At 61.6% G+C, this 22,251-nt stretch carries 24 protein-coding genes; 9 read left to right on the forward strand and 15 right to left on the reverse strand.

What is annotated here, in order from left to right; all coding sequences use genetic code 11:
- Positions 1 to 27: 27 nt before the first annotated feature.
- The 6 genes from yihA to ribA form a co-directional block, all read right to left on the reverse strand.
- Positions 28 to 681, reverse strand: a complete 654-nt coding sequence (gene yihA, locus EI983_RS02050) for a ribosome biogenesis GTP-binding protein YihA/YsxC (RefSeq protein WP_425500895.1) — start codon at positions 679 to 681, stop codon at positions 28 to 30.
- Positions 678 to 1,421 carry an MOSC domain-containing protein gene (locus tag EI983_RS02055; RefSeq protein WP_157705628.1) on the reverse strand — a complete coding sequence of 248 codons (744 nt, stop codon included), beginning with the start codon at positions 1,419 to 1,421 and terminating at the stop codon, positions 678 to 680. The genes yihA and EI983_RS02055 overlap by 4 nt, the downstream gene beginning before the upstream one ends.
- Positions 1,421 to 3,244, reverse strand: coding sequence for a membrane protein insertase YidC (gene yidC, locus EI983_RS02060; protein WP_157705629.1), 1,824 nt, complete (start codon positions 3,242 to 3,244; stop codon positions 1,421 to 1,423). Before yidC ends, EI983_RS02055 begins: the two co-directional genes overlap by 1 nt.
- A 115-nt stretch (positions 3,245 to 3,359) precedes the next feature.
- Positions 3,360 to 4,850, reverse strand: a complete 1,491-nt coding sequence (locus tag EI983_RS02065) for a putative bifunctional diguanylate cyclase/phosphodiesterase (RefSeq protein ID WP_246162240.1) — start codon at positions 4,848 to 4,850, stop codon at positions 3,360 to 3,362.
- Between the two features lie 162 nt (positions 4,851 to 5,012).
- The gene (ttcA, locus tag EI983_RS02070) at positions 5,013 to 5,855 is read right to left on the reverse strand and encodes a tRNA 2-thiocytidine(32) synthetase TtcA (RefSeq protein WP_157705631.1); all 843 of its coding nucleotides are present in this window, start codon (positions 5,853 to 5,855) and stop codon (positions 5,013 to 5,015) included.
- Between the two features lie 9 nt (positions 5,856 to 5,864).
- A complete protein-coding gene (ribA, locus tag EI983_RS02075; RefSeq protein WP_157705632.1) occupies positions 5,865 to 6,956 on the reverse strand; it encodes a GTP cyclohydrolase II in 1,092 nt (363 codons plus the stop codon).
- A 172-nt stretch (positions 6,957 to 7,128) separates the two neighbouring features.
- On the opposite strand from ribA, the gene EI983_RS02080 reads away from it, so the two are divergent.
- From EI983_RS02080 to EI983_RS02110, 7 genes are all read left to right on the forward strand, one after another.
- Positions 7,129 to 7,815 carry a response regulator transcription factor gene (locus EI983_RS02080; RefSeq protein WP_157705633.1) on the forward strand — a complete coding sequence of 229 codons (687 nt, stop codon included), beginning with the start codon at positions 7,129 to 7,131 and terminating at the stop codon, positions 7,813 to 7,815.
- Between the two features lie 241 nt (positions 7,816 to 8,056).
- The gene (locus EI983_RS02085) at positions 8,057 to 8,992 is read left to right on the forward strand and encodes a DMT family transporter (protein WP_157705634.1); all 936 of its coding nucleotides are present in this window, start codon (positions 8,057 to 8,059) and stop codon (positions 8,990 to 8,992) included.
- A 71-nt stretch (positions 8,993 to 9,063) separates the two neighbouring features.
- On the forward strand, positions 9,064 to 9,852 hold the full coding sequence (locus EI983_RS02090; RefSeq protein WP_157705635.1) for an exodeoxyribonuclease III: 789 nt from the start codon (positions 9,064 to 9,066) through the stop codon (positions 9,850 to 9,852).
- 34 nt (positions 9,853 to 9,886) lie between these two features.
- A complete protein-coding gene (locus EI983_RS02095; protein WP_157705636.1) occupies positions 9,887 to 10,516 on the forward strand; it encodes a leucine-rich repeat domain-containing protein in 630 nt (209 codons plus the stop codon).
- Between the two features lie 94 nt (positions 10,517 to 10,610).
- The gene (locus tag EI983_RS02100; RefSeq protein WP_157705637.1) at positions 10,611 to 11,522 is read left to right on the forward strand and encodes a thioredoxin family protein; all 912 of its coding nucleotides are present in this window, start codon (positions 10,611 to 10,613) and stop codon (positions 11,520 to 11,522) included.
- A gap of 27 nt (positions 11,523 to 11,549) precedes the next feature.
- Positions 11,550 to 12,197, forward strand: coding sequence for an LON peptidase substrate-binding domain-containing protein (locus EI983_RS02105; protein WP_157705638.1), 648 nt, complete (start codon positions 11,550 to 11,552; stop codon positions 12,195 to 12,197).
- Entirely contained in the window at positions 12,194 to 12,379 is a 186-nt protein-coding gene (locus EI983_RS02110; protein ID WP_157705639.1) for a Trm112 family protein, read from the forward strand. The genes EI983_RS02105 and EI983_RS02110 overlap by 4 nt, the downstream gene beginning before the upstream one ends.
- Positions 12,380 to 12,641: 262 nt before the next feature.
- On the opposite strand, the gene EI983_RS02115 is transcribed toward EI983_RS02110, so the two are convergent.
- The 8 genes from EI983_RS02115 to EI983_RS02150 form a co-directional block, all read right to left on the reverse strand.
- Positions 12,642 to 13,169 (reverse strand): cupin domain-containing protein, encoded by a 528-nt coding sequence (locus EI983_RS02115; RefSeq protein ID WP_157705640.1) that lies wholly within the window; start codon positions 13,167 to 13,169, stop codon positions 12,642 to 12,644.
- Between the two features lie 4 nt (positions 13,170 to 13,173).
- Positions 13,174 to 13,902 (reverse strand): class I SAM-dependent methyltransferase, encoded by a 729-nt coding sequence (locus EI983_RS02120; RefSeq protein WP_246162241.1) that lies wholly within the window; start codon positions 13,900 to 13,902, stop codon positions 13,174 to 13,176.
- Positions 13,903 to 14,396: 494 nt separating this feature from the next.
- A complete protein-coding gene (locus EI983_RS02125) occupies positions 14,397 to 15,734 on the reverse strand; it encodes a S41 family peptidase (RefSeq protein WP_157705642.1) in 1,338 nt (445 codons plus the stop codon).
- 3 nt (positions 15,735 to 15,737) lie between these two features.
- The gene (locus EI983_RS02130; protein WP_157705643.1) at positions 15,738 to 16,865 is read right to left on the reverse strand and encodes a murein hydrolase activator EnvC family protein; all 1,128 of its coding nucleotides are present in this window, start codon (positions 16,863 to 16,865) and stop codon (positions 15,738 to 15,740) included.
- Positions 16,862 to 18,379: a 2,3-bisphosphoglycerate-independent phosphoglycerate mutase gene (gene gpmI, locus EI983_RS02135; RefSeq protein ID WP_157705644.1), complete on the reverse strand. Its 1,518-nt coding sequence runs from the start codon at positions 18,377 to 18,379 to the stop codon at positions 16,862 to 16,864. Before gpmI ends, EI983_RS02130 begins: the two co-directional genes overlap by 4 nt.
- Before the next feature lie 102 nt (positions 18,380 to 18,481).
- Positions 18,482 to 18,952, reverse strand: coding sequence for a 23S rRNA (pseudouridine(1915)-N(3))-methyltransferase RlmH (gene rlmH / locus EI983_RS02140; RefSeq protein WP_157705645.1), 471 nt, complete (start codon positions 18,950 to 18,952; stop codon positions 18,482 to 18,484).
- Positions 18,953 to 19,315: a ribosome silencing factor gene (rsfS, locus tag EI983_RS02145; RefSeq protein WP_425500896.1), complete on the reverse strand. Its 363-nt coding sequence runs from the start codon at positions 19,313 to 19,315 to the stop codon at positions 18,953 to 18,955.
- A 147-nt stretch (positions 19,316 to 19,462) separates the two neighbouring features.
- Positions 19,463 to 19,945 carry a hypothetical protein gene (locus tag EI983_RS02150; protein ID WP_198389359.1) on the reverse strand — a complete coding sequence of 161 codons (483 nt, stop codon included), beginning with the start codon at positions 19,943 to 19,945 and terminating at the stop codon, positions 19,463 to 19,465.
- A 146-nt stretch (positions 19,946 to 20,091) separates the two neighbouring features.
- On the opposite strand from EI983_RS02150, the gene EI983_RS02155 reads away from it, so the two are divergent.
- Positions 20,092 to 20,631, forward strand: coding sequence for a hypothetical protein (locus EI983_RS02155; protein ID WP_157705648.1), 540 nt, complete (start codon positions 20,092 to 20,094; stop codon positions 20,629 to 20,631).
- Entirely contained in the window at positions 20,631 to 20,837 is a 207-nt protein-coding gene (locus EI983_RS02160) for a helix-turn-helix domain-containing protein (RefSeq protein WP_157705649.1), read from the forward strand. The genes EI983_RS02155 and EI983_RS02160 overlap by 1 nt, the downstream gene beginning before the upstream one ends.
- On the opposite strand, the gene EI983_RS02165 is transcribed toward EI983_RS02160, so the two are convergent.
- A complete protein-coding gene (locus EI983_RS02165) occupies positions 20,834 to 22,207 on the reverse strand; it encodes a mechanosensitive ion channel family protein (protein WP_157705650.1) in 1,374 nt (457 codons plus the stop codon). The two genes, EI983_RS02160 and EI983_RS02165, sit on opposite strands and share 4 nt — an antisense overlap.
- Positions 22,208 to 22,251 lie beyond the last annotated feature (44 nt).

Below are 22,251 nucleotides of genomic sequence, written 5' to 3' on the forward strand. Positions count from 1 at the left end.
GAGGAAGCGGGACGCGGGCCGACCCCGTCAGATCAGCGCGGCGATGGTGGCCCGCAGGGTGGGGATGCCGTCACCCTTTTCGCTGGAGGTGAGGATCAGCTCGGGAAAGGCCGCGGTGTGGTTTTGCAGGCGTTTGCGGGTCTGGGCCAGGGTCTTTTCAAGCGTGGTGGCGTTGATCTTGTCCGCCTTGGTCAGCACCACCTGGAAGGTCACTGCGGCGCTGTCGAGAAGGCTCATGATCTCTTCGTCCACCGCCTTGATCCCGTGGCGTGCATCGATCAGCACGAAAGCGCGGCGGAGCGTCGGGCGGCCAGAGAGGTATTGTTTCAACAGCCGCTGCCATTTTTCCACCACTGCCACCGGCGCATTGGCAAACCCATAGCCGGGCAGATCGACGAGGTAGCGCTCGTCGCCCAGGGTGAAGAAATTGATCTCTTGCGTGCGACCGGGTGTGTTGGACGCCCGCGCGATGGCCTTGCGGCCGGTCAGAGCGTTGATCAGAGATGACTTGCCCACGTTCGAGCGCCCGGCAAAGCACACTTCAATCCGGTCGGCAGGAGGCAGGCCCGGCATCGCCACGACGCCTTTGAGAAACTCTACCGGTCCGGCGAAGAGCTTGCGCGCGGCCTCTGCCTGCTCCGGTTCGGGCGGCTCGGCAATGGGAAAGGGCAGCTCGATCATAGCAGGGTCACCTCGTCTCCGACCTGGATCCGGCCCGCGCGTGATACGACGGCGTAGATGCCGAAATCCTGGTGGCCGAAATCGGAATTGAGCGTGCCAAGCGTGTCAAGATCTCGTTCACCCGTGGCAGGGTTGGCCGTGGTGGCGAGGCAGCGTTCGATGGGTTCGCAGACTGTCATTTCGGCAGAGCCGATACGCAGGGTGCGATTTTCCCAGCTCAGTTCTTCCCAGGGGGAAAATCCGTCGAAATGGATGTTGCAGCGCCAGCGCAGGGGCGAGATGTCAGTCCCCATCCGGGCCTCAAGATCGGCATGGCTGGCGAGGTTGATCAGGCTTATGGAGGGATAATCAGTATCCGTCATACCGCGTGACGGGACGCGGTGGATCATGGCCGATTGCGCGCGGTTCTCAGGCATGAGCGGGCGCACCCAGTCCAGGAACCGCTCGGTCTCGTGATCCGGATCGAAGGTCAGATCCGGGCGGTCCGGGTGGCTCAGGGTCACTGTGCCCGCGGCCTCGTCGCTCACCGCAGTGATCGCCATCAGTGCAGGCACTTTTGATCCGCGCGAATAGTTCACGCAGGGCGCCCACGCCTTGCCGTCGGTCTGCGCGCCTGCATGGGCGACGGCCCAGCGTCGGTCCCACGGGATCGTCTGCCCTTCGTTCAGCGTGACCGAGGTCACCGCCTCGCGCCCATGGCCCTTGATCGGGTGCCGCCAGAGCGCGCGAACCTCTGCCATCACTTCTTGTCCGGCTTGGCGCCGCGTTTGAAGCCCGACATGATGTTGCCGAACACGTCCGGCTTATAGCCTTGGCTACGCATGATCAGATATTGCTGAATGAAGGTGATCGTGTTGTTCGCGATCCAGTAGAGCACCAGCCCGCTCGCAAAGCTGCCCAGCATGAACATGAACACCCAGGGCATCCAGGCGAGGATCATCTTCTGCGTCGGGTCCGTGGGGGCCGGGTTCAGCTTCTGTTGCAGCCACATCGAGATCCCAAGGACCAGCGGCATGATCCCGATGAACAGCAGATGCAGGATCGAGCCGGTTTCCGGCGCGGCCCAGGGCAGGATACCCCAGAAGTTGAAGATCGATGACGGATCGGGCGCCGAAAGGTCCTTGATCCAGCCGATCCAGGGCGCATGACGCAGCTCCAGCGTGACAAAGATCACCTTGTAGAGCGAGAAGAAGATCGGGATCTGTAAGAGGATCGGCAGACAGCCCGAGGCCGGGTTTACCTTTTCCTTCTTGTAGAGCGCCATCATCTCCTGCTGCATTTTCTGGCGGTCGTCGCCGACACGCTCCTTGATGGCTTCCATTTGCGGCTGCAGCTCTTTCATTTTGGCCATGGAGACGTAGGATTTGTACGCAAGCGGCAGGAGCAGCGCCTTGATCAGCAGTGTCAGACCAATGATGGCCCAGCCCATATTGCCAATGAGCGCGTTGAGCCAATGCAGCACCGCAAAGATCGGCTTCGTCAGGAAGAAGAACCAGCCCCAGTCGATCGAGTCGAGGAAGCGCTCAACGCCCTCTTCGTTCTGGTAGTGGCGGATTGCCTCCCATTCCTTGGCGCCCGCAAACAGGCGGGTGTCGGCGCTGATCGTCTCGCCAGGGGCGACGGTCTGTGTCGGCAGGACAGTTTCCGTCTGATAGATGTTGCGGCGCGGGTCGAATTTCTTGACCGCCTTGAATGCGCTGCCCGGCTCGGGGATCAGCGTGGTCATCCAGTAATGATCGGTGAAGCCGGTCCAGCCATTTTCGGCGACCTGGACCACCTGCGCCTGAGCGCCCTCCCGCGGGTTGAATTCATAGTCGGCGACGTCGTCGTAATCCACCTCGGACAGCTCGCCGTCATGCATGGCGATGAGGCCCTCGTGCAGGATGAAGAAATTCTTCATATCCTGCGGAACCCCGTGACGCGCGAGAATGCCGTACGGGGCAAGAGACACAGGCGCGCCGCCGGTGTTTTCCACTGTCTGCGTGACCGAGAACATGTAGCGGTCATCGACGCTGATCTCGCGGCGGAAGGTGAGGCCCGCGCCATTGTCCCAGGCCAGGGTGACCGGGGTTTCCGGGCTCAGGCTCTTGCCGCTTTCAACCGACCAGATCGTATTCGCACCGGGCACCTGTTCGTGGGTCAGGCCGTTGCCGGGGGCCCAGCCATAGAGCGCGTAATAGGGTGTTTCGCTGCCCACGGGCGACAGCAGCGTGACGATGTCGGAGCCTGGCTCAAGCGTTTCGCGGTAGTTCTTGAGCGACAGTTCGTCGATCCGCCCGCCCTGAAGCGAGATCGTACCTTGCAGGCGCGGGGTGTCGATGGCCACGCGCGGCGCATCGGGGGCGGCGTCCGCCTCGGCGGTTTGCGCGGGGGTTGCCTCTGTCGTGCCGTCGGCGGCGGTGGGTGTCGTGGCCACGGCGGGATCGTTGCTTTCGGCGGTTGCCTCGGTGGCGGACACATCCTGCGGGGTCGGTTCCGGCGGTGGGAACACGACGAACCAGATCAGGATCACGAGGAAGCTGAGCGCTGTCGCAAGAATGAGGTTTTTATTCTGATCGTCCATCGCCGCGTGGCCATTTCCTGTTATCCGCTGTTCCAGCGGTTCAACAGAGTGCGGATCAAAAGGTCAAGGGGGGAAAGGTGCTATTCCTGCGGCGAATGGCGTCTTGCACGCGCGATCAGCCAAATTTCCGCCCGACGATCGGGGGTGTCTTGAGTTTGGTGGCATGGCTGTGGATCCACGCAGCGGTTTTGTCGAACGGCATGGGCCGCCCGATGCCGAAGCCCTGAACATGGCCGCAGCCAAGCTGCGCCAGCATCGTGTGTTCGCCCGCTGTCTCGACACCCTCGGCCAATGTGGCGAGATTGAGCCGCTCCGCCATCAGCAGGATCGCCGAGACCATGCGTTGCTGATCGTGATCCTGGTCCACCTTCATCACGAAGGAGCGGTCGATCTTGATCCGTTGAACCGCGAAGCGGCGAATCGAGGAGATCGAGGCATGACCGGTCCCGAAATCATCCAGGTCAATCACGCAGCCCAGTGCCGACAACCCGTTGATGTTACGCGCCACCGTGTCATCGGGGGAGGTGGCGACGACCGTTTCCAGGATCTCGACCACCAGCCGTTCCGGCGTCAGATCGAACCGGTCCAGTTCCCACTCGACCTTTTCCATCAGCCGCGGATTGCGAAGCTCCGCAGGAGAGAAATTCACCCCCACATGCGGGACATCGATCCCTTGCATATCCCATGAGGTCAGGGCGTTGAGCGCATGATAAAGCACCACTTCGCCCAACCGTTCCATGCGCGCGCTCTGTTCCAGAACAGGCATGAACTCCGCCGGCGAGATAACGCCGCGTTCGGGGTGCATCCAGCGGGCCAGCGCCTCAAATCCGGTAACCTTGCCATCATCCGTCGAGATCTGAGGCTGAAACCAGGGCTGAATCTGCCCGCTTTCCATGGCACGGGTTACTTCGTCACTCTGAATGATCGCACAACTGGCAAGCTCGCGCATGCCGGAGGTATAGCAGCGAATTGCAGAAGGCCCATGGCACCGCGCGTCCTGAAGGGCCAGCCGCGCCGCCCCGGCAAGGGATTTTCCGGAGATATCGACAATCTGGGTGCTGATGCAAAACCCGACGCAGGCCGAGACATAGACTGTGGTGGCATCCAGCGCGATCGGCTCTTCCACCGCGGCCTGCATGCGCACCGCCAGTTGCAGCCCCACATCCAGATCGAGCCGCCGCACCGGAGCCACGGAAACTGCGATGCAGGCGTCGTTCAACATGAACACCGAGTCGCGATTGCGCACGATCGAGCACAGCCGTTCATAGGTCCGTTCCGAAACTCGCTGAGCCGCGTCCCTGCCGAACCGCTCGACAATCGCGTCGTAATCGTCAATCTCGACGAGGATGCAAGCCGCCTTGAGCAGTTTCCCGCGCGCCTGGCGCATGTGTTTGTCAAGTGTTTCATGCAGGATGTCCATCCCGACAAACCCGTCTGTTTCATGCGTGGGCACAATCGCCCGCCGCAGACGACCAGAAAGAGCGAGGCTCAACGGGAGAAGGATCGCACAGGCGACCAGAACCGGTTCGCCCCCTAGCCAGAACCCCGCCAGAATCAATGCCGGAAGAAGGGCATAGATGTGCGGACCGGGAAGATATTGAAGCAAGGGATCCTTTATTTTGCTCGTCAAATGTATCGGCGGCAGACGCATGCTGGATCCTCGAAGTGATGATCTGACCTTAGTTGCGCATTCTCAACGAGCGCTTAACACGCACGTGCCGCGGGCGGAGAATTTGATAAAATTTTATGTTTCCGCGCTTTCTGGCGCTCAGTCGCCGTCCTGTGGCAGATCACGCATCAGCGCTGCGAAATCCTGCAGCTTCGTGTCAAGCAGATGTGTTGGCCGTACATTCATAAGCGCACGGAACATAACTTGCCGCCGTCCGGGCGCGTTTGCCTCCCAGCCATCGAGGATCTGTTTGACCTGCTGGCGTTGCAACCCGTCCTGCGAGCCGCACAAATCGCAGGGAATGATCGGATAGTTCATCGCGCGGGCAAACTTCTCGCAATCGGCCTCGGCCACATGCGCCAGCGGGCGATAGACAAACAGATCGCCCTCTTCGTTGACCAGCTTCGGCGGCATCGTGGCCAGCCGCCCGCCGTGGAACAAGTTCATGAAAAACGTCTCAAGAATATCGTCCCGGTGATGGCCCAGAACCACCGCTGAACAGCCTTCTTCCCGGGCAATCCGGTACAGGTTGCCGCGGCGCAGACGCGAGCACAAAGCGCAATAGGTCCGGCCCTGGGGCACCTTGTCGACCACGATGGAATAGGTGTCCTGATATTCGATCCGGTGCGGCACCTGCATCCGTTCCAGAAACTCCGGCAGCACCGTTGCCGGAAAGCCGGGCTGCCCCTGATCGAGATTGCAGGCCAGAATATCCACCGGCAGCATGCCGCGCCATTTCAGCTCATAAAGCGCGGCCAGAAGCGTATAGCTGTCCTTGCCGCCCGACAGGCAGACCAGCCAACGCGCGTCGCGTTCGACCATGCCATACTGGTCCACGGCCTCGCGGACATTCTTGATGATCCGCTTGCGCAGTTTCTTGAATTCGGTGGTCTTGGGCGCGCCGTGAAACAGCGGGTGGATATCGTCGAGATCGTCAAGCATGTGCAGTGCTCACAGCATATGGCCGGATTTGGCGGCCTTGGTGGCAAGATAGGCCTCGTTATGCGGGTTTTCTCCCACGTGCAACGGCACACGCTCGGCCACGTCGATGCCATGGGCGCGCATCATGTCGATCTTGGCCGGGTTATTGGTCATGAGACGGACCGAGGAAAACCCGAGGCGTCGCAGAATATCCGCGCCGATCCGAAAGTCGCGCTCGTCATCCTCAAACCCCAGCCGGTGATTGGCCTCCACCGTGTCAAACCCCTGGTCCTGCAGCGAGTAGGCTCGCATCTTGTTGGCCAGGCCGATGCCGCGCCCCTCCTGATTGAGATAGAGCAGCACACCCGCGCCTTCCGCCCCCATCTGCGCCAGCGCCCCGCGCAATTGTGGGCCGCAGTCGCATTTGAGCGAGCCCATCAGATCGCCGGTGAAACAGGCCGAATGCAGCCGGGCAAGGACCGGTTTGGCGCGGTCCGGGCGGCCAATCTCGACCGCATAATGCTCCTCGCCGCCATCCTCGGGGCGAAAGACATGCAACCGTCCCGCTTCGGAAACCTGCAGGGGCAGGCGTGCGCTCACGACCGAATGCATCGGGCTGGCCTCGGTCAGTTGCGGGGTTGCTTCGGCTACCTGGATAATGGTCAGCCGTTCGGCTCCGCCAAATGCCTCTCCATCCTCCACCGGCATCAGCACCGCGGCCGGCAGCAGCCGGGCGGATTTGACGAGTTGCAGCGCCAGCCGGGCGAGGTCGGCCGTCCCGTCGCGCGCGGTCATCAGCGGGCCTTTCATCGGCGCGTTCAGATCATCAGCCGGATCGGCCACGCTCAGGATCCAGCCAAGCCCCACGTCATCCGGAATATGCACGCGCGCCAGATCGCCGTCATAGGCACGGGCCTTCAGGGTTTCGGCCCGCCGTGCGGTGATCGCCAGAACGGGCCCGCCGGGCAGGGCGCGCAGGTCGCGCAGCCGCGCGTCGCTCAACGTCTCCGCCGCGACGACAAGCATGGCCTCCGAAGGGCCTTGCAGCACCACGGGCACGCCCATGCGCAAATCGGCACGGGCACGGGCGATCGTTTCGGTGATGTCGGGGGCCAGACTCATATTCGACCTTCACGGGGCAGTGTTCGGCTGATCCTCTACAGGGTTTCTGCAACAAAGTGAAACATTTGGTCGCGGTGCAACACAGGGCCGTGAGAAGACTGTAGCACATCTTGAGAATTGCGTGAGGCGGGACAATCTCCAGTCAAACGCAACCGATGGATGGAACCCAGCCATGGCACAGCTCAAGAAGATTCTTCTGGTCGACGATGATGAAGACCTGCGCGAGGCGCTCAGCGAGCAATTGGTGATGACCGAGGATTTCGACGTGTTCGAGGCCGGCAACGGCGCGGACGCCATGGCGAAGGTCAAGGACGGCATCTATGACCTGGTGATCCTCGATGTGGGTCTGCCCGACACGGATGGTCGCGAGCTTTGCCGACTGATGCGCAAGCAGGGCGTGAAGGCCCCGGTGATGATGCTCACCGGGCATGATGGCGATGCCGATACGATCCTGGGCCTCGATGCCGGCGCCAATGATTATGTCACAAAGCCGTTCAAGTTTCCCGTGCTCCTGGCCCGTATCCGCGCGCAGCTGCGTCAGCACGAACAATCCGAGGACGCGATTTTCCAGCTTGGGCCGTATACGTTCAAACCGGCGATGAAGATGCTCATAACCGAGGATGACAAGAAGATCCGCCTGACCGAGAAGGAAACCAATATCCTCAAGTTCCTCTACCGCTCGACCGATGGCGTCGTGGCGCGTGATGTGCTCTTGCACGAGGTCTGGGGATATAACGCGGGCGTGACCACTCACACGCTGGAAACCCACATTTACCGTCTGCGCCAGAAGATCGAGCCCGAGCCTTCCAATGCGCGCCTTTTGGTCACAGAGAGCGGAGGCTATCGCCTCTTGGCGTAAAGTTTTGACTTAGATCAATGCTGAAAGAGAATCAGTTCTCTAAAAGGTTGATCATACCCGTGCATATGCGGGCAATCATATGCACCTCCCTGTTGGACTGACCCCGGTATCTACCGGGGTCTTTTTTTGCCCGTCTTTGTGCGGGAATGAGCGAATTGCGACATGCGGGTCGCCTTTTGCCAAGACTCGCACCGCTTCGCCGACGACCATGGCGCGTCCGTACCCAACAGCGCGAGTTGCCTTGACCCAGGCCCTGATCCCCAATCACGGCGATGATGCCGGCCACGCCCTGCGCGGCAATATCACCTGTGTCATGGCGGTGTTGTTTTTCGCGGCCGGGTTTCCGGCAGCGGAAATCTTGCTGGAAAATTGGGGGCCGATCTCTCTGATCACGGTGCGCTGTATGCTGGCATGTCTTCTGCTCGTGCCGATCTGGCTCTGGGTGGATGGCTGGCGCAGGGTGGCCCAAGCCCCCTGGCTGCGTGGCCTTGGGATCGGGGCGCTCGGCTTTGGCACCGGTACGATCATTCTGCTGGTGGTCCAGGACTGGACCGATCCGGTCACGGCGGTCCTCGTGGCCGCGACCATGCCGGTAAGCGCGGTGGCGCTTGAAGTCTTGCTCGATGCGCGCAGGCTGACCCGGAACTTCCTGATCGGCTTGGCGCTGGTCCTGCTTGGCGGATTGCTGGCCACAGGGGCCGATCTGCGCCAGGGGCAATATGGCAGCGGCCTTTTGTTCGGACTTCTGGCCTCGATGCTCTTTGCCTGGGGCTCCCGGCAGACGGTCAAGGGCCTGCCCGAGATATCGACCATCGGGCAGACCACGATCACGCTGATCGGTGCGATGATGTTTTGCCTCGCCACCTATGACGTTTTCCTTGTCTTCGGCCTGCCCGGAACACATGCCGCCCCGCTTGACCTTACCGGATGGTCGATGCTGTTCATCTATGCCTGGGGCGCGATGGCAATCAGTCAGATTTTCTGGATCTTCGGTGTCGCGCGGATGGGGGTGGGCATCGCGTCGTTTCATCTGAACGCCGCGCCGTTTTACGTCATGCTGATCCTGGTTGTGATGGGCGGCGCATGGGAGTGGCAGCGCGTGTTCGGCGCGGCCATTCTCGGGCTTGGCGTGATCCTTGCGCAGCGCCGCCGACCTGTCCCGTTGCCGGGCCGATAGCGCAGGAAACCGGTTGCACCTCGCGGGTCCGCATGGGCATGCTCTGCCAAAGCGATTCAAGGAACCCGCCCATGCCCTTCACTCTCGCCACCTGGAACATCAATTCGGTCCGCCTGAGGGCGCCCATCGTGTGCAAGCTCTTGAGCGAGGAGGCCCCCGATGTGCTCTGTCTGCAGGAATGCAAAAGCCCGGTTGATAAAATCCCGGTCGAGGATTTCGCCGCCCTCGGCTATACCCATATGATCGCCCGCGGGCAAAAGGGCTATAACGGCGTCGCTATCCTGTCGCGCCTGCCGATCGAGGAGGTCGGGTCAGAGGATTTCGCCAGCCTCGGCCATGCCCGCCACATCGCCGGGCGGCTGGAGAACGGCACGGTCATTCATAACTTCTATGTGCCCGCTGGTGGCGATGTGCCGGACCGCGAGGTGAACGAGAAATTTGGGCAGAAGCTCGACTACCTGACCGAGATGCGCGACTGGTTCCATTCCGACAAACCCCAGAAATCCATCCTCGTGGGCGATCTCAATATTGCCCCGCGCGAGGATGACGTCTGGTCTCACAAGCAGCTTCTGAAAGTGGTCAGCCACACGCCCATCGAGGTGGAGCATCTGGCTGAGACGCGGGATGCGGGCGGCTGGGTCGATGTCACCCGCGCCGACATCCCCGATGGCCAGCTCTATAGCTGGTGGAGCTACCGCGCCCGTGACTGGGACGCCGCCGACAAGGGCCGCAGGCTCGATCATATCTGGGCCACGCCCGATATCTCGAACGCCGCCCATTCCAGCCGCATCCTGCGTGCCGCGCGCGGATGGGACAAGCCGTCGGACCACGCGCCGGTCTTTGCGACATTCGATCTGTGATGGCATCCCGCAACCCTCTTGCACCCGGTCGCAAATGACCGAAGCCGGGCAGTCCTTTCGCGCCGCCGAGGCCGCCATTGCACAAGCCCTCGCGGATCGGAGTGACACGCTTGACCTCAACGCGCCGGAGTTTCGCGAGCTTGCAGTGCTGCCCCCCTCGATCAGCCAGCTTACCGGGCTTCGCGTGATCGAACTCGACTACACCAAGGTGGCCGATATCTCCGCTTTGCGGCCGCTCACCGGCCTTCGTCATCTATTCCTTGAATGGGTCCCGGTGCGCGATCTTACCCCGCTTTCGGGAATGACCGGCCTGACGCGGCTGACCCTCGGGAACAGTCATGTCGAGGATATTCGCCCGCTGCGTGCCCTCTCTGCGCTGGAGTTGCTCACGCTCAACAACACCGGCGTGTCGGACCTGACGCCGCTCGTCGGGCTGGACCACCTCACCACCCTCAGGATCGAAGAGACCCCCATAGATGATCTGACCCCGCTACTGCGTCTGCCGGGCCTTTGGGACGGGACGGGTGTGCACGGTCTGGGTTTTGCCGGATGCGCGGCGGCGCGGGACACTCCGGAACTGGCCGCGATCGCCTGCATAGAGGACCATGCCGCCCGCGCGGCCGCCTTGCGCAAGTATCTGGAAGCGGCGCAAGGGCAGGATTGACACCAGGAGAAGCGCGCCGCCATTCAGCGCTTCCTCTAGACTTCCCCCGATGCCTCACCCATATAGCGGTGAACACAGTTAAAGGAGCGGTGCCATGCTTGAACTCGGTGGACAAACCCAGGCAGCGGGCGATCTGATCAAGGACGTTTCCGAAGCCGACTTCATGACGGAGGTCGTCGAGGCCTCGCAATCGGTGCCGGTGATCGTGGATTTCTGGGCCCCTTGGTGCGGCCCGTGCAAGACGCTCGGCCCCGCGCTGGAGGCGGCGGTCACCCGTGCCAAGGGTGCCGTGAAGATGGCCAAGGTCAATGTCGATGAAAACCAGATGATCGCGGGCCAGATGCGGGTGCAGTCTATCCCCACGGTCTATGCTTTCTGGCAGGGCCAGCCGATTGACGGCTTTCAGGGCGCGTTGCCGCCTTCGGAAATCGACAACTTCGTGGCCAAGGTCGTCGACGCCGCGGGGGGTGATGCCAGCGGCGGGCTCGATGAGGCGATCGAGGCGGCCGAGCAAATGCTCGACGAAGGTGCGGCGTCCGATGCTGCCCAGACCTTTGCCGCGATCCTGCAGGAGGAGCCTGCGAACGCCAAAGCCTATGGCGGCATGGTCCGCGCCTATATTGCCATGGACGACCTTGAACAGGCCGAAGCGATCCTGAACGGCGCCCCCGCCGAGATCAGTGCAGCCCCTGAACTGGAGGCGGCCCATGCGCAGCTGCAACTCGCCCGCCAGGCGCAGGATGCAGGCCCCGTGGCCGAGCTGCGCGCCGCCGTCGAGGCCGATCCGGACAACCACCAGGCCCGGTTCGATCTGGCTCAGGCGCTTGCCGCCAATGGCCAGAACGAGGAGGCGGTGGGCGAACTGCTGGAGCTTTTCCGGCGCGACCGGGAATGGAATGACGGCGCGGCCAAGACCCAGCTCTTCACCCTGTTCGATGCCCTCAAGCCGAATGATCCCGTGGTCCTGAACGGACGGCGCAAACTCAGCTCGATGATATTTGCCTGACCGGGCAAACAGCCTAGCTTAAGCGTCATGTTCAACCTCGCCGATCTTCCCGATGTGATCCCGGTCTTTCCGTTGCCCGGGGCGCTTTTGCTGCCGCGCTCGCGTCTGCCGCTGCATCTTTTCGAGCCGCGTTATCTGGCCATGTTCGAGGACGTGCTGAAAACCCCGCAGCGCCTGATCGGGATGATCCAGCCCAATACCGTGCCGGGCCGTGACGTGAACGGGTTGCACCTGATCGGCTGTGCCGGCCGCGTGACGCAGTTTTCCGAAACCGAGGATGGCCGCTACATGATCACCCTCTCAGGCGTGTCACGATTCCGCATCATGGAAGAGGTCGACGGCTTCACCCCCTATCGCCGCGCGCAGGTCTCCTGGGGCGGGTTCGAACGCGACCTCGGTCCGGCAGATGAGGATAGGGGCTTTGACCGGCCCGCCTTCTTGAACCTTCTGGGCCGCTACTTCGCGGCCCGGGAGCTTCAAACCGATTGGGACAGCCTCAAAGAAGCCGATGACGAGTTGCTGATCAACTCGCTGTCGATGCTGCTGGGGTTTGAGCCCGAGGACAAACAGGCGCTGCTGGAGGCCCCGTCGCTGACCACGCGCCGCGAGACGCTGGTGACGCTCATCGAGTTTGCGCTGCGTTCGGGCGAAGGCAGTGAAGAGGTGATGCAATGATCGGTGACGCAAAGGGATTTGACCGGCGCATGCTGGAGGCACTGATCTGCCCGGTGACACAGGGCCCTCTTGAATATGATGCCGAGGCGCAGGAATTGATCAGTCGCTCGGCCAATCTCGCATTCCCTATCCGAAACGGCATTCCCGTGATGCTCGTTGACGAGGCGCGCACGCTGGCGTGAGCCGGTCGTACTAGAGCGAAGGTCTGCTCTGCGGACCTTCCAGACATTCGCTGCGGCTGCGCCAAGGTCGGCTCTGGAGGAACGACTGCGTCAAGAGCGGCGGTTGTTGGCTGAAGTGGAGAATGCAACTGCCGGGCGAACGAGATCGTTGTTTTAGCCGTTAAGCCCGCAAATTGAGCTTTGACAGCTTCGGGTGACAGATCGGTCGTCGGGCGGCCCGCAAAATGATCCTACCCATTTCTCCGAGGATGGTGATCAAACCTCACGGTTCTACATCATCTGTTGAGCTGGGTGTCTGCCAGTCTGCGAAGCTCATTTTCTGGCTGGCTTCGACATCCACCAAACGAATTTCCGTTTTCGAAAAAATCAGTTGTTTGTTGATCTTGGGAAAGTGGGCGATGTCGAACCCTGAACTTTCGCCGCCCATCAGATACACAAGGTCGTCGTCGAATGGATTGGTTAGATGATGTGGCGGACCGTACGGCGCGGGGAAAGCCATCATGTCGCCCGGACCGACTTCGATCGTATCTTCTCCGATCTCTGCGCGACCATGACCTGACAGGATGACCAGGAACTCTTCATCCCGCTCATGGCGATGAAATAGAAAGCTTTCTTTGCCAGGAGGCACGCGCGCGACGTAGAGGGCCAGACGCTGCAATCCGAAAATCGGTGCCAGGCGCCTCAGGAAAACGTCCGAAGCGGGATTCAGCGGATGCCGAATGTGCACTTCTTCTAACGATTGGACGGCCGCAGCCGAAAGATGGTTGGCAGTACTGGTCTGCGAGGCCACCGCATTAGCCTCCCTTGACCGACTTCATCGCCCATGCCCGCGCGGTCAATCGCACGGGGCCGCCTTGATCGAGCTTCTCTACAAGGCGTGCCTTCAGGGCTTTACGGTGCTCATCCGAAAGGCTCATGCAGTAGCCGGGCGCCGGGCCCGCACCCAAGGTGAACGGGTGCCAGAACGCTTCGAAATCGGGAAACTCGGTGACGATCTCGATTGGGGCGATTTCGGCATCTGCAAGACCGGCATCCGAACACAATTGGCCCAAACCCTTGGCCGTACAGAAAGGAAACCGCGCACCTTCGTCCAACTCAGACGCCTTTGGATCGAGTGAGGCTGCCGCCTTCCAGAAAGCGTCAATGAACCCTATTCCTCCACCTGGATAATCCCAGACATAGAAAGACAGGATGCCGCCCGGTCTAAGAACACGCTGCATCTCAATAAGGCCTTCACGACGATCGGGAACGAAGTTCAGGACAAGCGCTGACGTGACGATATCGAGGCTTCCATCTTCTACGGGTAGGTTCTGTGCCGTGGCCTGCTTAAAGCTTGCCCGAGTGTCATCGATCGTCTCGCGGGCGTGATTGACAAAGCTCTCGGACGCGTCGGTTGCAAGGATCGAATTCGGCTCATAACCCTGCAATATCGCCGAGGTCAGGGCACCTGTTCCGCAACCGATTTCCAGCCAATCGGCCGACTTTTTCGGTTCAAGCCAGATCAGGAATTCTTTCGCGACCATCCGGCTCCATCGGCCCATATAGTGTTCATAGCTTTGGCCCGCACTCCAAGAGTCGAAATCTGATTGTGTCGGCATCTTAACCCCCCAGAGACAGCGGAACGCGACGTTGAAATCGCAAGCCTTGCATCACTACTATACCACAAAACTGCTTCTAAGTCCGCAACTTGCCCGAAGCCGACCGTTTAGCACTTTTGTCTTACAATCTGAGCATGTTTCTGACGGGCCGCGTATCAAAAACCTTCTTTTTTTTGTAACTCCCGGAAATGCGACCGAAATCAATCAAAAATATTTTGTCACAAACCCTTGGCAAAACTCACTGTGGTTTTGTCATGTTTTTGGCCGCATCCGAGGAGCGGACGTTGGCGTAACGTGCAGCATCTAGTACGTTGGGCTCGACGCAGTCATCCCGACCTCATTGCAGAGCATCGCCTTTAGATAAAACCACCGGACACGGAGGCTGTCCGGCCCGGCGGTCATGGCGTCTTTGGGCGCGCTTACTGAGCCTCGTTCAGCACAGACATGCCGCGCAGAATATCAATGGCATATGCCAGTTGATAATCGTCTTCGCGCAGCTTGGCGGCCTGTTCGGCCTTTTCGCGGTCCTCTTCGATCTGGCGGATCTCATCCTCGCTCAGGCTGTCATTGCCAAGGCTGCCGCGCAGATCGGCTTCTGAACGGTCGAAACGGTTATCAGGCTCGTCACTCTCTTCGGTATTGGCCGGGCGGCGGGGTTGTTCCACAAGGATATCCGGCGATACGCCAAGCGCCTGGATCGACCGGCCCGACGGTGTGTAGTAGCGCGCCGTCGTCAGGCGCATCGCGCCATCCCCGCGCAGCGGCATCACCGTCTGCACCGAGCCTTTGCCGAAGCTTTTCGTCCCCACGACCACCGCGCGGCGGTGATCCTGCAACGCGCCCGCCACGATCTCCGAGGCCGAGGCCGACCCGCCATTGATCAGCACCACCATGGGTTTGCCATTGGCCAGATCGCCGGGTTCGGCATTGAACCGGTCACCATCTTCGGGGTTGCGGCCCCGGGTGCTGACGATCTCGCCTTTTTCAAGGAAGGCATCCGAGACCTTGATCGCCTGCGTGAGCAGCCCGCCCGGGTTGTTGCGCAGGTCGAGCACGATGCCATTGATGGCGTCCATTCCGCCGGCTTCTTCCACCTGCTCTTCGAGCGAGCTGGCAAGGTTGCGATAGGTCTGGTCGTTGAAGGTGGTCACCCGCAGGATCACGGTGTTCTGCTCGGTCCGTGCGCGCACGGCCGTCAGTTTGATCGTGTCGCGGATGATCGAGACGTCAAACGGCTCGCCCTCGCCCTCGCGCACCACGGTGATGACAATCTCGCTGCCCACCGGGCCGCGCATCATGTCCACCGCCTCGTCCAGGGTCAGGCCCAGAACGCTCTCGTTGTCCACATGGGTGATGAAATCCCCGGCTTCGATCCCGGCCTCGTCGGCGGGGGTGCCGTCGATGGGAGAGACAACCTTCACGAAACCCTCTTCCTGGGTGACTTCGATCCCCAGCCCGCCAAATTCGCCGCGGGTCTGCACCCGCATATCAGCGGCGTCATCGGGCGAAAGATAGCTCGAATGCGGATCGAGAGAGGTGAGCATGCCGTTGATCGCGGCTTCGATCAGTTCACCCTCGTCCACCTCTTCCACATACTGGGCGCGGATCCGCTCAAAGATATCGCCGAAAAGGTCGAGCTGTTCGTACACATTCGTCGCCTTGGCCGATTCCTGCGCGAGCAGGGGGGCGGCCACCTGGGTCGAGACAATCAAGCCGGTCAGTGATCCAGCCGCCGCAGCCATCAGGAATTTCTTCATCTCTCAGTCGTCCTTCTCGGTTTGGAACCACGCCTCGGGGTTCACCGGGATATTGTCTTCTCTGACCTCTATATAGAGGGTTTCGGTCTGGGCGGCACCCGTCTCGTTGCTGATTTGCGACAAAATTGCGCCATCCCCCGCGCCATCGCCGCCCATCAGGCCAACCGGGCTCCCGCCTGGCAGAACCTCGCCGATCTTACCATAGACCACGGCAAGCCCCGCGAACACCATCAGAAGTCCCGACTGCGGCTCCAGGATGATCACATTGCCGTAATCCAGAAGCGGCCCCTGATAGCGCACCGTGGCGGCGGCAGGGGTAGTGACAAGCGCGTGCGGACGTGTGGCCATGACGATGCCGGGCCGTGCGATGCCCGCGGCGTCCCGCTCGTCCGCGCGGCGCAGGATACTGCCGCGCACCGGCAGGGGCAGCGTGCCCTTGCGCTCGACCACGCCCGGCAGGCTGCCGGGCGCCTCGTCAATGGCGATCTCGTTCAGGCCGCTGGCAAAACCTTCGAGCGTTTCGGTGGAGGCAATAAGCAACGCGGTCTTTGTCGGATCCTCTGTAAAGCGTCGCGGCAGTTCCGCCCGGTCGGCAATCGCCTGGCTGAGCGCGGTGCGGGCCTGCTGCGCACCGTTCAACCCCTGCTGAAGCTTGTCCGCTGCGGTCTGCTGCAACAGGCGCAGGGTGCTCACTTCCTGAAGCTGTGCGCGCAATCTGGCGGCCTTCTGCTCGAGCGCGGGCGTCACATCCGCCAGGATCATGCCCGAGCGCGCCGTCCCCACCGGTCCTGTCGGATGCAGCAGGAAAACCGGGGCAGGGGCCGACCCGATGCTTTGCAAAACACCCAACAGTCTGGCGATGTCTTCTTCCTGGGCCGCCAGTTCGCGCGCCAGCGTCTCTTCGCGGATCGCGGCGCGGCGCAATCCCTCGCGCACGGCCTGCAACCCGTCTTCATAGGCATGCACGGTCTCGGTCAGTGCCTTGACACGATTACGCGCGCTCTTGGCCTGATCCAGGGCCTGGGCCGCCGCGTTCAGCCGATCTGCCGCCGCGCGCGCCGCTTCGCCCGGATCGCCCTGAGCCAGCGCGAGGCCAGGCAGGCAGAACAGGCAAAGGGCGAGCCATTTCATTGGATCAGGCTCTTGCCGGTCATTTCAGGCGGCTGCTCCAGCCCCATGAGCTGCAAGAGCGTCGGGGCCAGATCCGCCAGGCGTCCGGAGCCAAGCTTTGCCCCTTCCGGTCCGCCAATCAGGATTACCGGCACCGGGTTGGTGGTATGCGCCGTGTGCGGTCCACCGGTTTCAGGGTCGATCATGGTCTCGCAATTGCCGTGATCCGCCGTCACGATCATCGCGCCGCCAACCTCTTCAAGCGCGGCCACGACGCGGCCCAGCCCTTGGTCCACGGCCTCACAGGCCCGCATTGCCGCCTGCAGATCACCGGTATGGCCCACCATGTCGGGGTTGGCATAGTTCACCACGATCAGATCATATTCTTCCCCGATGGCGGCCACGAAATGCGCGGTTACCTCTTCAGCGCTCATCTCGGGCTGCAAATCATAGGTCGCCACCTTGGGCGACGGGGCTACAAAGCGGTCCTCGCCCGGCACAGGCTCTTCCTTGCCGCCATTGAGAAAGAAGGTCACATGCGGGTATTTCTCGGTCTCGGCCAGGTGAAACTGCGTCAGCCCGTGGGCCGAGACCCATTCGGCCAGCGTGTTGCGGATATCGCGCGCCGGAAAGACCGTGTCCATCCATGCGTTATGTTCGCGCGAATATTCCACCATGCCAAGCACCGCCGCCCAGTCCGGGCGGGCGCCCGGGTTGAAGCCTTCGAACTCCGGCTCGGCAATGGCGCGCAGGATTTCGCGCGCACGGTCGGCGCGGAAATTGAGGCAGAACACCCCGTCGCCCGCTGCTGCGCCGACATAATCACCGATCAGTGTGGGCGAGATGAACTCATCGGTTTCCGACCGTGCATAGGCGTTGCGCACCGCGATCTCGGGCGTGTCACAACGCGGGCCGCGTCCCAGGATCATCGTGTCATAGGCTTCGCGGACCCGTTTCCAGCGGTTGTCGCGGTCCATGGCGAAGTAGCGGCCGGACACCGTGCCGATCCGCACGGGCTCCGGCAGACGTTCGGCCAGCACTCCCAGATAGGTCAGCGCACTTTTCGGGGCCACGTCGCGGCCATCGGTCATCGCATGCAGCACGACCGGCACGCCTTCGTCGGTCAACGCCTTCGCGGCGGCAACAATATGGTCGATATGCCCGTGCACCCCGCCATCCGAGATAAGCCCGAGCAAATGCGCCGTTCCACCCGAGGACTTGAGTTTGGCGATGAAACCCTGCAGTGCCATGTTGCTGAAAAAGCTGCCATCCTCGATGGCGAGGTCGATCTGCCCGAGGTCCATCGCCACCACCCGGCCTGCGCCGATATTGGTGTGGCCCACTTCCGAATTGCCCATCTGCCCGGTCGGCAGGCCCACATCCGGGCCATGGGTGATCAGCGTGTTGTTGGGGCAGGTCGCCATCAGCCGGTCAAACACAGGGGTGTCGGCCAATACCGGGGCATTGGCGGTGCTGTCCTCACTGAGGCCCCATCCATCCAGGATGCACAAGACAACGGGTTTGGGCGTGCTCAACTCTTGCTCCTGCCTGCGTTGCAGGGTGTCTATCGTCTAACGCGGCAAGGGTGAAGGCAGGGTAGCGGTAACATTATCGGATTGTTTGCGTCCTATGGTCGCTCAGACCCGGTGATAGGGGCTGCCCGCGAGTATCGACGCCGCGCGATAGAGCTGTTCGGCCAGCATCACCCGCACCAGCATGTGGGGCCAGACCATACGCCCGAAGCTCAGATTGAAATCCGCCCGTGTGCGCAGCTCCTTATCCAGCCCGTCCGCGCCGCCGATGACAAAGGCCAGATCGCCAACGCCATCGTCGCGCCAGCGGCCGATCTGATCGGCAAACTCGGGGGAGCTGAGTGTTTTGCCCCGCTCATCCAGGGCGACCAGCGTGGCCCCATCCGGCACCGCGCGAAGCAAAAGCTCGGCCTCTCCGGCCATGCCTTTGCCTTTCTTGTCCTCCACCTCGCGCAACTCCGCCCAGGTCAGGCCAAGCGGCCTGCCGGTGCGGTCGAAACGGGTCAGGTAATCATCGATCAGCGCGGCTTCGGGCCCGGCGCGCAACCGGCCTACGGCACAGATATGGACACGCATTCAGACGGGTTTGGCGGCGGCTTCGGCCCCCGGTAGCCACATCTTCTCAAGCTGGTAGAATTCGCGCACCTCGGGGCGGAAGATGTGCACGATCACATCGCCCGTATCCAGAAGCACCCAGTCGCCTGCATCCTTGCCTTCGATCTTGGCCTGCACGTTGAGCTCGGTCTTGAGCCGCTGTGCCAGCTTTTCCGACATGGCCGTGACCTGCCTGGTCGACCGGCCCGAGCAGATCACCATGTAATCGCCAATCGCCGATTTTCCGCGCAGGTCGATCTGCACGATCTCTTCGGCCTTGTCGTCGGTCAGTGAAGAAAGGATGCGCGCCAGCTGTGTGTCGCTATCAGCGCGTGGTTCGGGCATCACGGACGCCCCCATTTCAGCGGCCCCGGCCGCGTCAGCGGTAAAAGACAGGACAGTGTCTCCTCCATTTGCACACCGTTCAGGCCCCGGTGCTGGGCGTATACCCAAGGTAGCAAGCGCAATATGACATTTCAATGTCACCATTATCTAAAGATCGCTGCATGGTAGAAAATTGCCACTCTCCGTTTGCTCCAGAAACTCCGAGATCGGCAGATCCTTGATCAGGGGCATAGGTGTTCCGCCGTCCTCCAGCGCCAGATCGACATTGACGGGCGCGTCGGGATCGAGCGTATCCCCGGACAAACACGGCGTCATCGCGACGCTCAGCGTGCCCGAGGCGGCACGGCCCACCTCCGCCTTCCACTGCCTCATTTCGGCCTGCAGCATGCGCATCGGGGCAAGATCAGCCTCGGCGATGCGATAAACCCGCGTGCCATCGGGCAACTGGCGGGCATCCAGGACATATTCCGCCGAAAGGCGCTCACCGGTGTCGGATCGTGTCCCGCCGAAGCCAAGTTTGGCCGATCCTGCCGGAAGCTCGACGCCTTCAGGAATGTCCAGATAGATAGTGAAATCGGCCGGGTCCGCTGTCAGCGGGCTCATGCTGCCCAGCCGCGCAGCCGTGGACATATCGACATATCCACACGCGGAAAGGGCCAAAACTGCGATTGCGGGGGCTGGTAAAGTGCAACGGGTCATACGAATCTCCTTTGACGTAGAAAAATTAATGTAATACAATAAAAAATGATTCTGCTATAGTTAAAATGTGAGGCCCAATGTCACAGCTTTCTTCGCGCACTTGCCGGGTTTCTTTCTGGTTGGGTGTCAGTTGTTACGCCGCAATCGCCCTTATGCTGGGCTACGCGCTGTTCGCGCTCCTGACGCCTGATTTTCTGGTGACCCAGGCGATCGACAAAATCTTTCATGAACCCGTCACCTGGACGATCGGGCCGCTTGCACGCATCCTGCTTCTCGTCCTTGGACTGGTGACGCTTTCCGCGGTGCTCTACACGCTTTGGCACACGGCCCGTCTGTTCAGCCTCTACAGCACCGGAGAGGCGATATCGGCGACCACGTCCGAGACGATCAGCCGGATCGGCATCGGCCTGCTGGCACAAGCAGCGATGTCTTTCTTCGGCACGACACTGACAGGGCTGATCCTGAGCATCGGCGCACCCGAGGGGCGGGGCATCCTCGTCATCGCGATCAAGGGACCCGAGATCGGCTTTGCCCTGGCGGGCGGGCTGATGATGCTGATCGGGCTTGTGATGCTCCAGGCGGTCGAGGCGGTGCGCGAAAACCGCGAGTTCGTCTGATGCGGATCGTCGTTCGCCTCGATGTCATGCTGGCGCTGCGCAAGATGAAATCGCGCGAACTCTCCGAGCGGGTCGGGATCACCGAACAGAATATCAGCCTGCTGAAATCCGGGAAGGTGAAGGGCATCCGCTTTGAAACGCTCGCACGTATTTGTGAGGTGCTGGACTGCCAGCCGGGGGATCTTCTGGAGGCGGAAGAGGGCTAGCTCGCCTCCTCCTTCTCGCCCTCGTCTCCCAGCAGCCGCACTTCACGCTGCGGGAAGGGGATCGAGATCCCATGCTCCTGAAACGCATCCCAAAGCGCGAGGTACACATTACCCCGGATATTGGTCAGCCCGCCGGTTGGGTCCGTAATCCAGAAGCGCAGGATATAATCGACCGAGCTGTCGCCAAACCCGACGATATGACAGACCGGCGCCTTGAAACTTAGCACCCGTTCCACGCCCTGCGCGGCCTCGATCGCAATCTTGCGCACGAGGTGCGGGTCGCAGCCGTAAGACGTGCCAAAATAGATATCGAGCCGCACGAAATCATTGGAGTGCGACCAGTTCACCACCTGCCCGGTGATCAGGTCCTCATTCGGAATAAGATACTCGCGCCCGTCGCGCGTGACCACGCTGACATACCGCGCGCCCAAGCTGTTGATCCAGCCGAACGTGTCGCCAAGGCTGATCACATCGCCGGGTTTGATCGACTTGTCCAGCAGGATGATTATCCCCGACACCAGGTTCGACACCACCTTTTGCAGACCGAAGCCGAGGCCGACACCGATCGCCCCGGACAGCACCGCGAGCCCGGTCAGGTCCACCCCCACGGCACGCAGCCCGATGAAAAAGGCCATGCCATACAGAATGACTTGCAGGAACTTGACCACCAGCACCTGCATCGAGGGGGATATTTCGGTGTTCTTCTTGATCCGGCTTGAGGTCGTGGTGGACACGAACCGCGCCAGCATGAACAGCGCACCGATCACGAAAACAGCCTGCAGCACGATCCAGAGCGAGATCCGCGTCTCGCCCAGATGCACGGCGGCGCTATCGAGCAGCCTTTGCACGTCCTCGGTGATGCCCAGGATGCTCAGCGTCACCCAGGCCCAGCCCGCATAACGCACCACCGTGCGCAGAAAACCATTGCTGATCAGGCGGGTAATGACCGCGATGACCAGCCAGGCCATGGCAAGCTGCGCCGAAACCCCAAGCAGGTAAGACCGGCTTGGCCAGGTCACCTCGCGCATGATCCAGACCAGCGGCCACATCAGCAGGACAAAGAAAATCAGCGACAATCGCCGGTGCAGAAGCACACCGAAACGCATCTTCCATTTCGGCCAGCCCTCGCGCCCGCGCAGCCAGTCATGCAGGCGCGGGCCCACAACCTTCGTGGCGAGCCAGGCCAGAACGACCACACCAAGGATCATCGCCACCTGATAGGCGTTCCAGGGGCGCATCAGCCCCTGGGCAAAGTCCACCCCCTCCTGCCAGAGGTCCAGCGCGATATCCTGCGCCTCGGCCGCCGGTTCCGGGGCCGGTTCGGGCGTGGCGGCTCCTGCCGCTTGGGTTGAGACGTCTTCCTGTTCCATTGCTCCGCAGACTGGCACGGGCCTTCGTCCGCAACAAGCCCGCA

The organism is Roseovarius faecimaris, assembly GCF_009762325.1.
GTDB classification, from domain to species: domain Bacteria; phylum Pseudomonadota; class Alphaproteobacteria; order Rhodobacterales; family Rhodobacteraceae; genus Roseovarius; species Roseovarius faecimaris.

Excerpts from the sequence above, each read along its gene's own strand:
- yihA (WP_425500895.1), bottom strand. The coding sequence starts at position 681 with ATGATCGAGCTGCCCTTTCCCATTGCCGAGCCGCCCGAACCGGAGCAG.
- EI983_RS02055 (WP_157705628.1), bottom strand. The coding sequence starts at position 1,421 with ATGGCAGAGGTTCGCGCGCTCTGGCGGCACCCGATCAAGGGCCATGGG.
- yidC (WP_157705629.1), bottom strand. The coding sequence starts at position 3,244 with ATGGACGATCAGAATAAAAACCTCATTCTTGCGACAGCGCTCAGCTTC.
- ttcA (WP_157705631.1), bottom strand. The coding sequence starts at position 5,855 with ATGCTTGACGATCTCGACGATATCCACCCGCTGTTTCACGGCGCGCCC.
- ribA (WP_157705632.1), bottom strand. The coding sequence starts at position 6,956 with ATGAGTCTGGCCCCCGACATCACCGAAACGATCGCCCGTGCCCGTGCC.
- EI983_RS02080 (WP_157705633.1), top strand. The coding sequence starts at position 7,129 with ATGGCACAGCTCAAGAAGATTCTTCTGGTCGACGATGATGAAGACCTG.
- EI983_RS02090 (WP_157705635.1), top strand. The coding sequence starts at position 9,064 with ATGCCCTTCACTCTCGCCACCTGGAACATCAATTCGGTCCGCCTGAGG.
- EI983_RS02095 (WP_157705636.1), top strand. The coding sequence starts at position 9,887 with ATGACCGAAGCCGGGCAGTCCTTTCGCGCCGCCGAGGCCGCCATTGCA.
- EI983_RS02100 (WP_157705637.1), top strand. The coding sequence starts at position 10,611 with ATGCTTGAACTCGGTGGACAAACCCAGGCAGCGGGCGATCTGATCAAG.
- EI983_RS02105 (WP_157705638.1), top strand. The coding sequence starts at position 11,550 with ATGTTCAACCTCGCCGATCTTCCCGATGTGATCCCGGTCTTTCCGTTG.
- EI983_RS02110 (WP_157705639.1), top strand. The coding sequence starts at position 12,194 with ATGATCGGTGACGCAAAGGGATTTGACCGGCGCATGCTGGAGGCACTG.
- EI983_RS02120 (WP_246162241.1), bottom strand. The coding sequence starts at position 13,902 with ATGGTCGCGAAAGAATTCCTGATCTGGCTTGAACCGAAAAAGTCGGCC.
- EI983_RS02125 (WP_157705642.1), bottom strand. The coding sequence starts at position 15,734 with ATGAAGAAATTCCTGATGGCTGCGGCGGCTGGATCACTGACCGGCTTG.
- EI983_RS02130 (WP_157705643.1), bottom strand. The coding sequence starts at position 16,865 with ATGAAATGGCTCGCCCTTTGCCTGTTCTGCCTGCCTGGCCTCGCGCTG.
- rlmH (WP_157705645.1), bottom strand. The coding sequence starts at position 18,952 with ATGCGTGTCCATATCTGTGCCGTAGGCCGGTTGCGCGCCGGGCCCGAA.
- rsfS (WP_425500896.1), bottom strand. The coding sequence starts at position 19,315 with ATGCCCGAACCACGCGCTGATAGCGACACACAGCTGGCGCGCATCCTT.
- EI983_RS02150 (WP_198389359.1), bottom strand. The coding sequence starts at position 19,945 with ATGTCCACGGCTGCGCGGCTGGGCAGCATGAGCCCGCTGACAGCGGAC.
- EI983_RS02155 (WP_157705648.1), top strand. The coding sequence starts at position 20,092 with ATGTCACAGCTTTCTTCGCGCACTTGCCGGGTTTCTTTCTGGTTGGGT.
- EI983_RS02160 (WP_157705649.1), top strand. The coding sequence starts at position 20,631 with ATGCGGATCGTCGTTCGCCTCGATGTCATGCTGGCGCTGCGCAAGATG.
- EI983_RS02165 (WP_157705650.1), bottom strand. The coding sequence starts at position 22,207 with ATGGAACAGGAAGACGTCTCAACCCAAGCGGCAGGAGCCGCCACGCCC.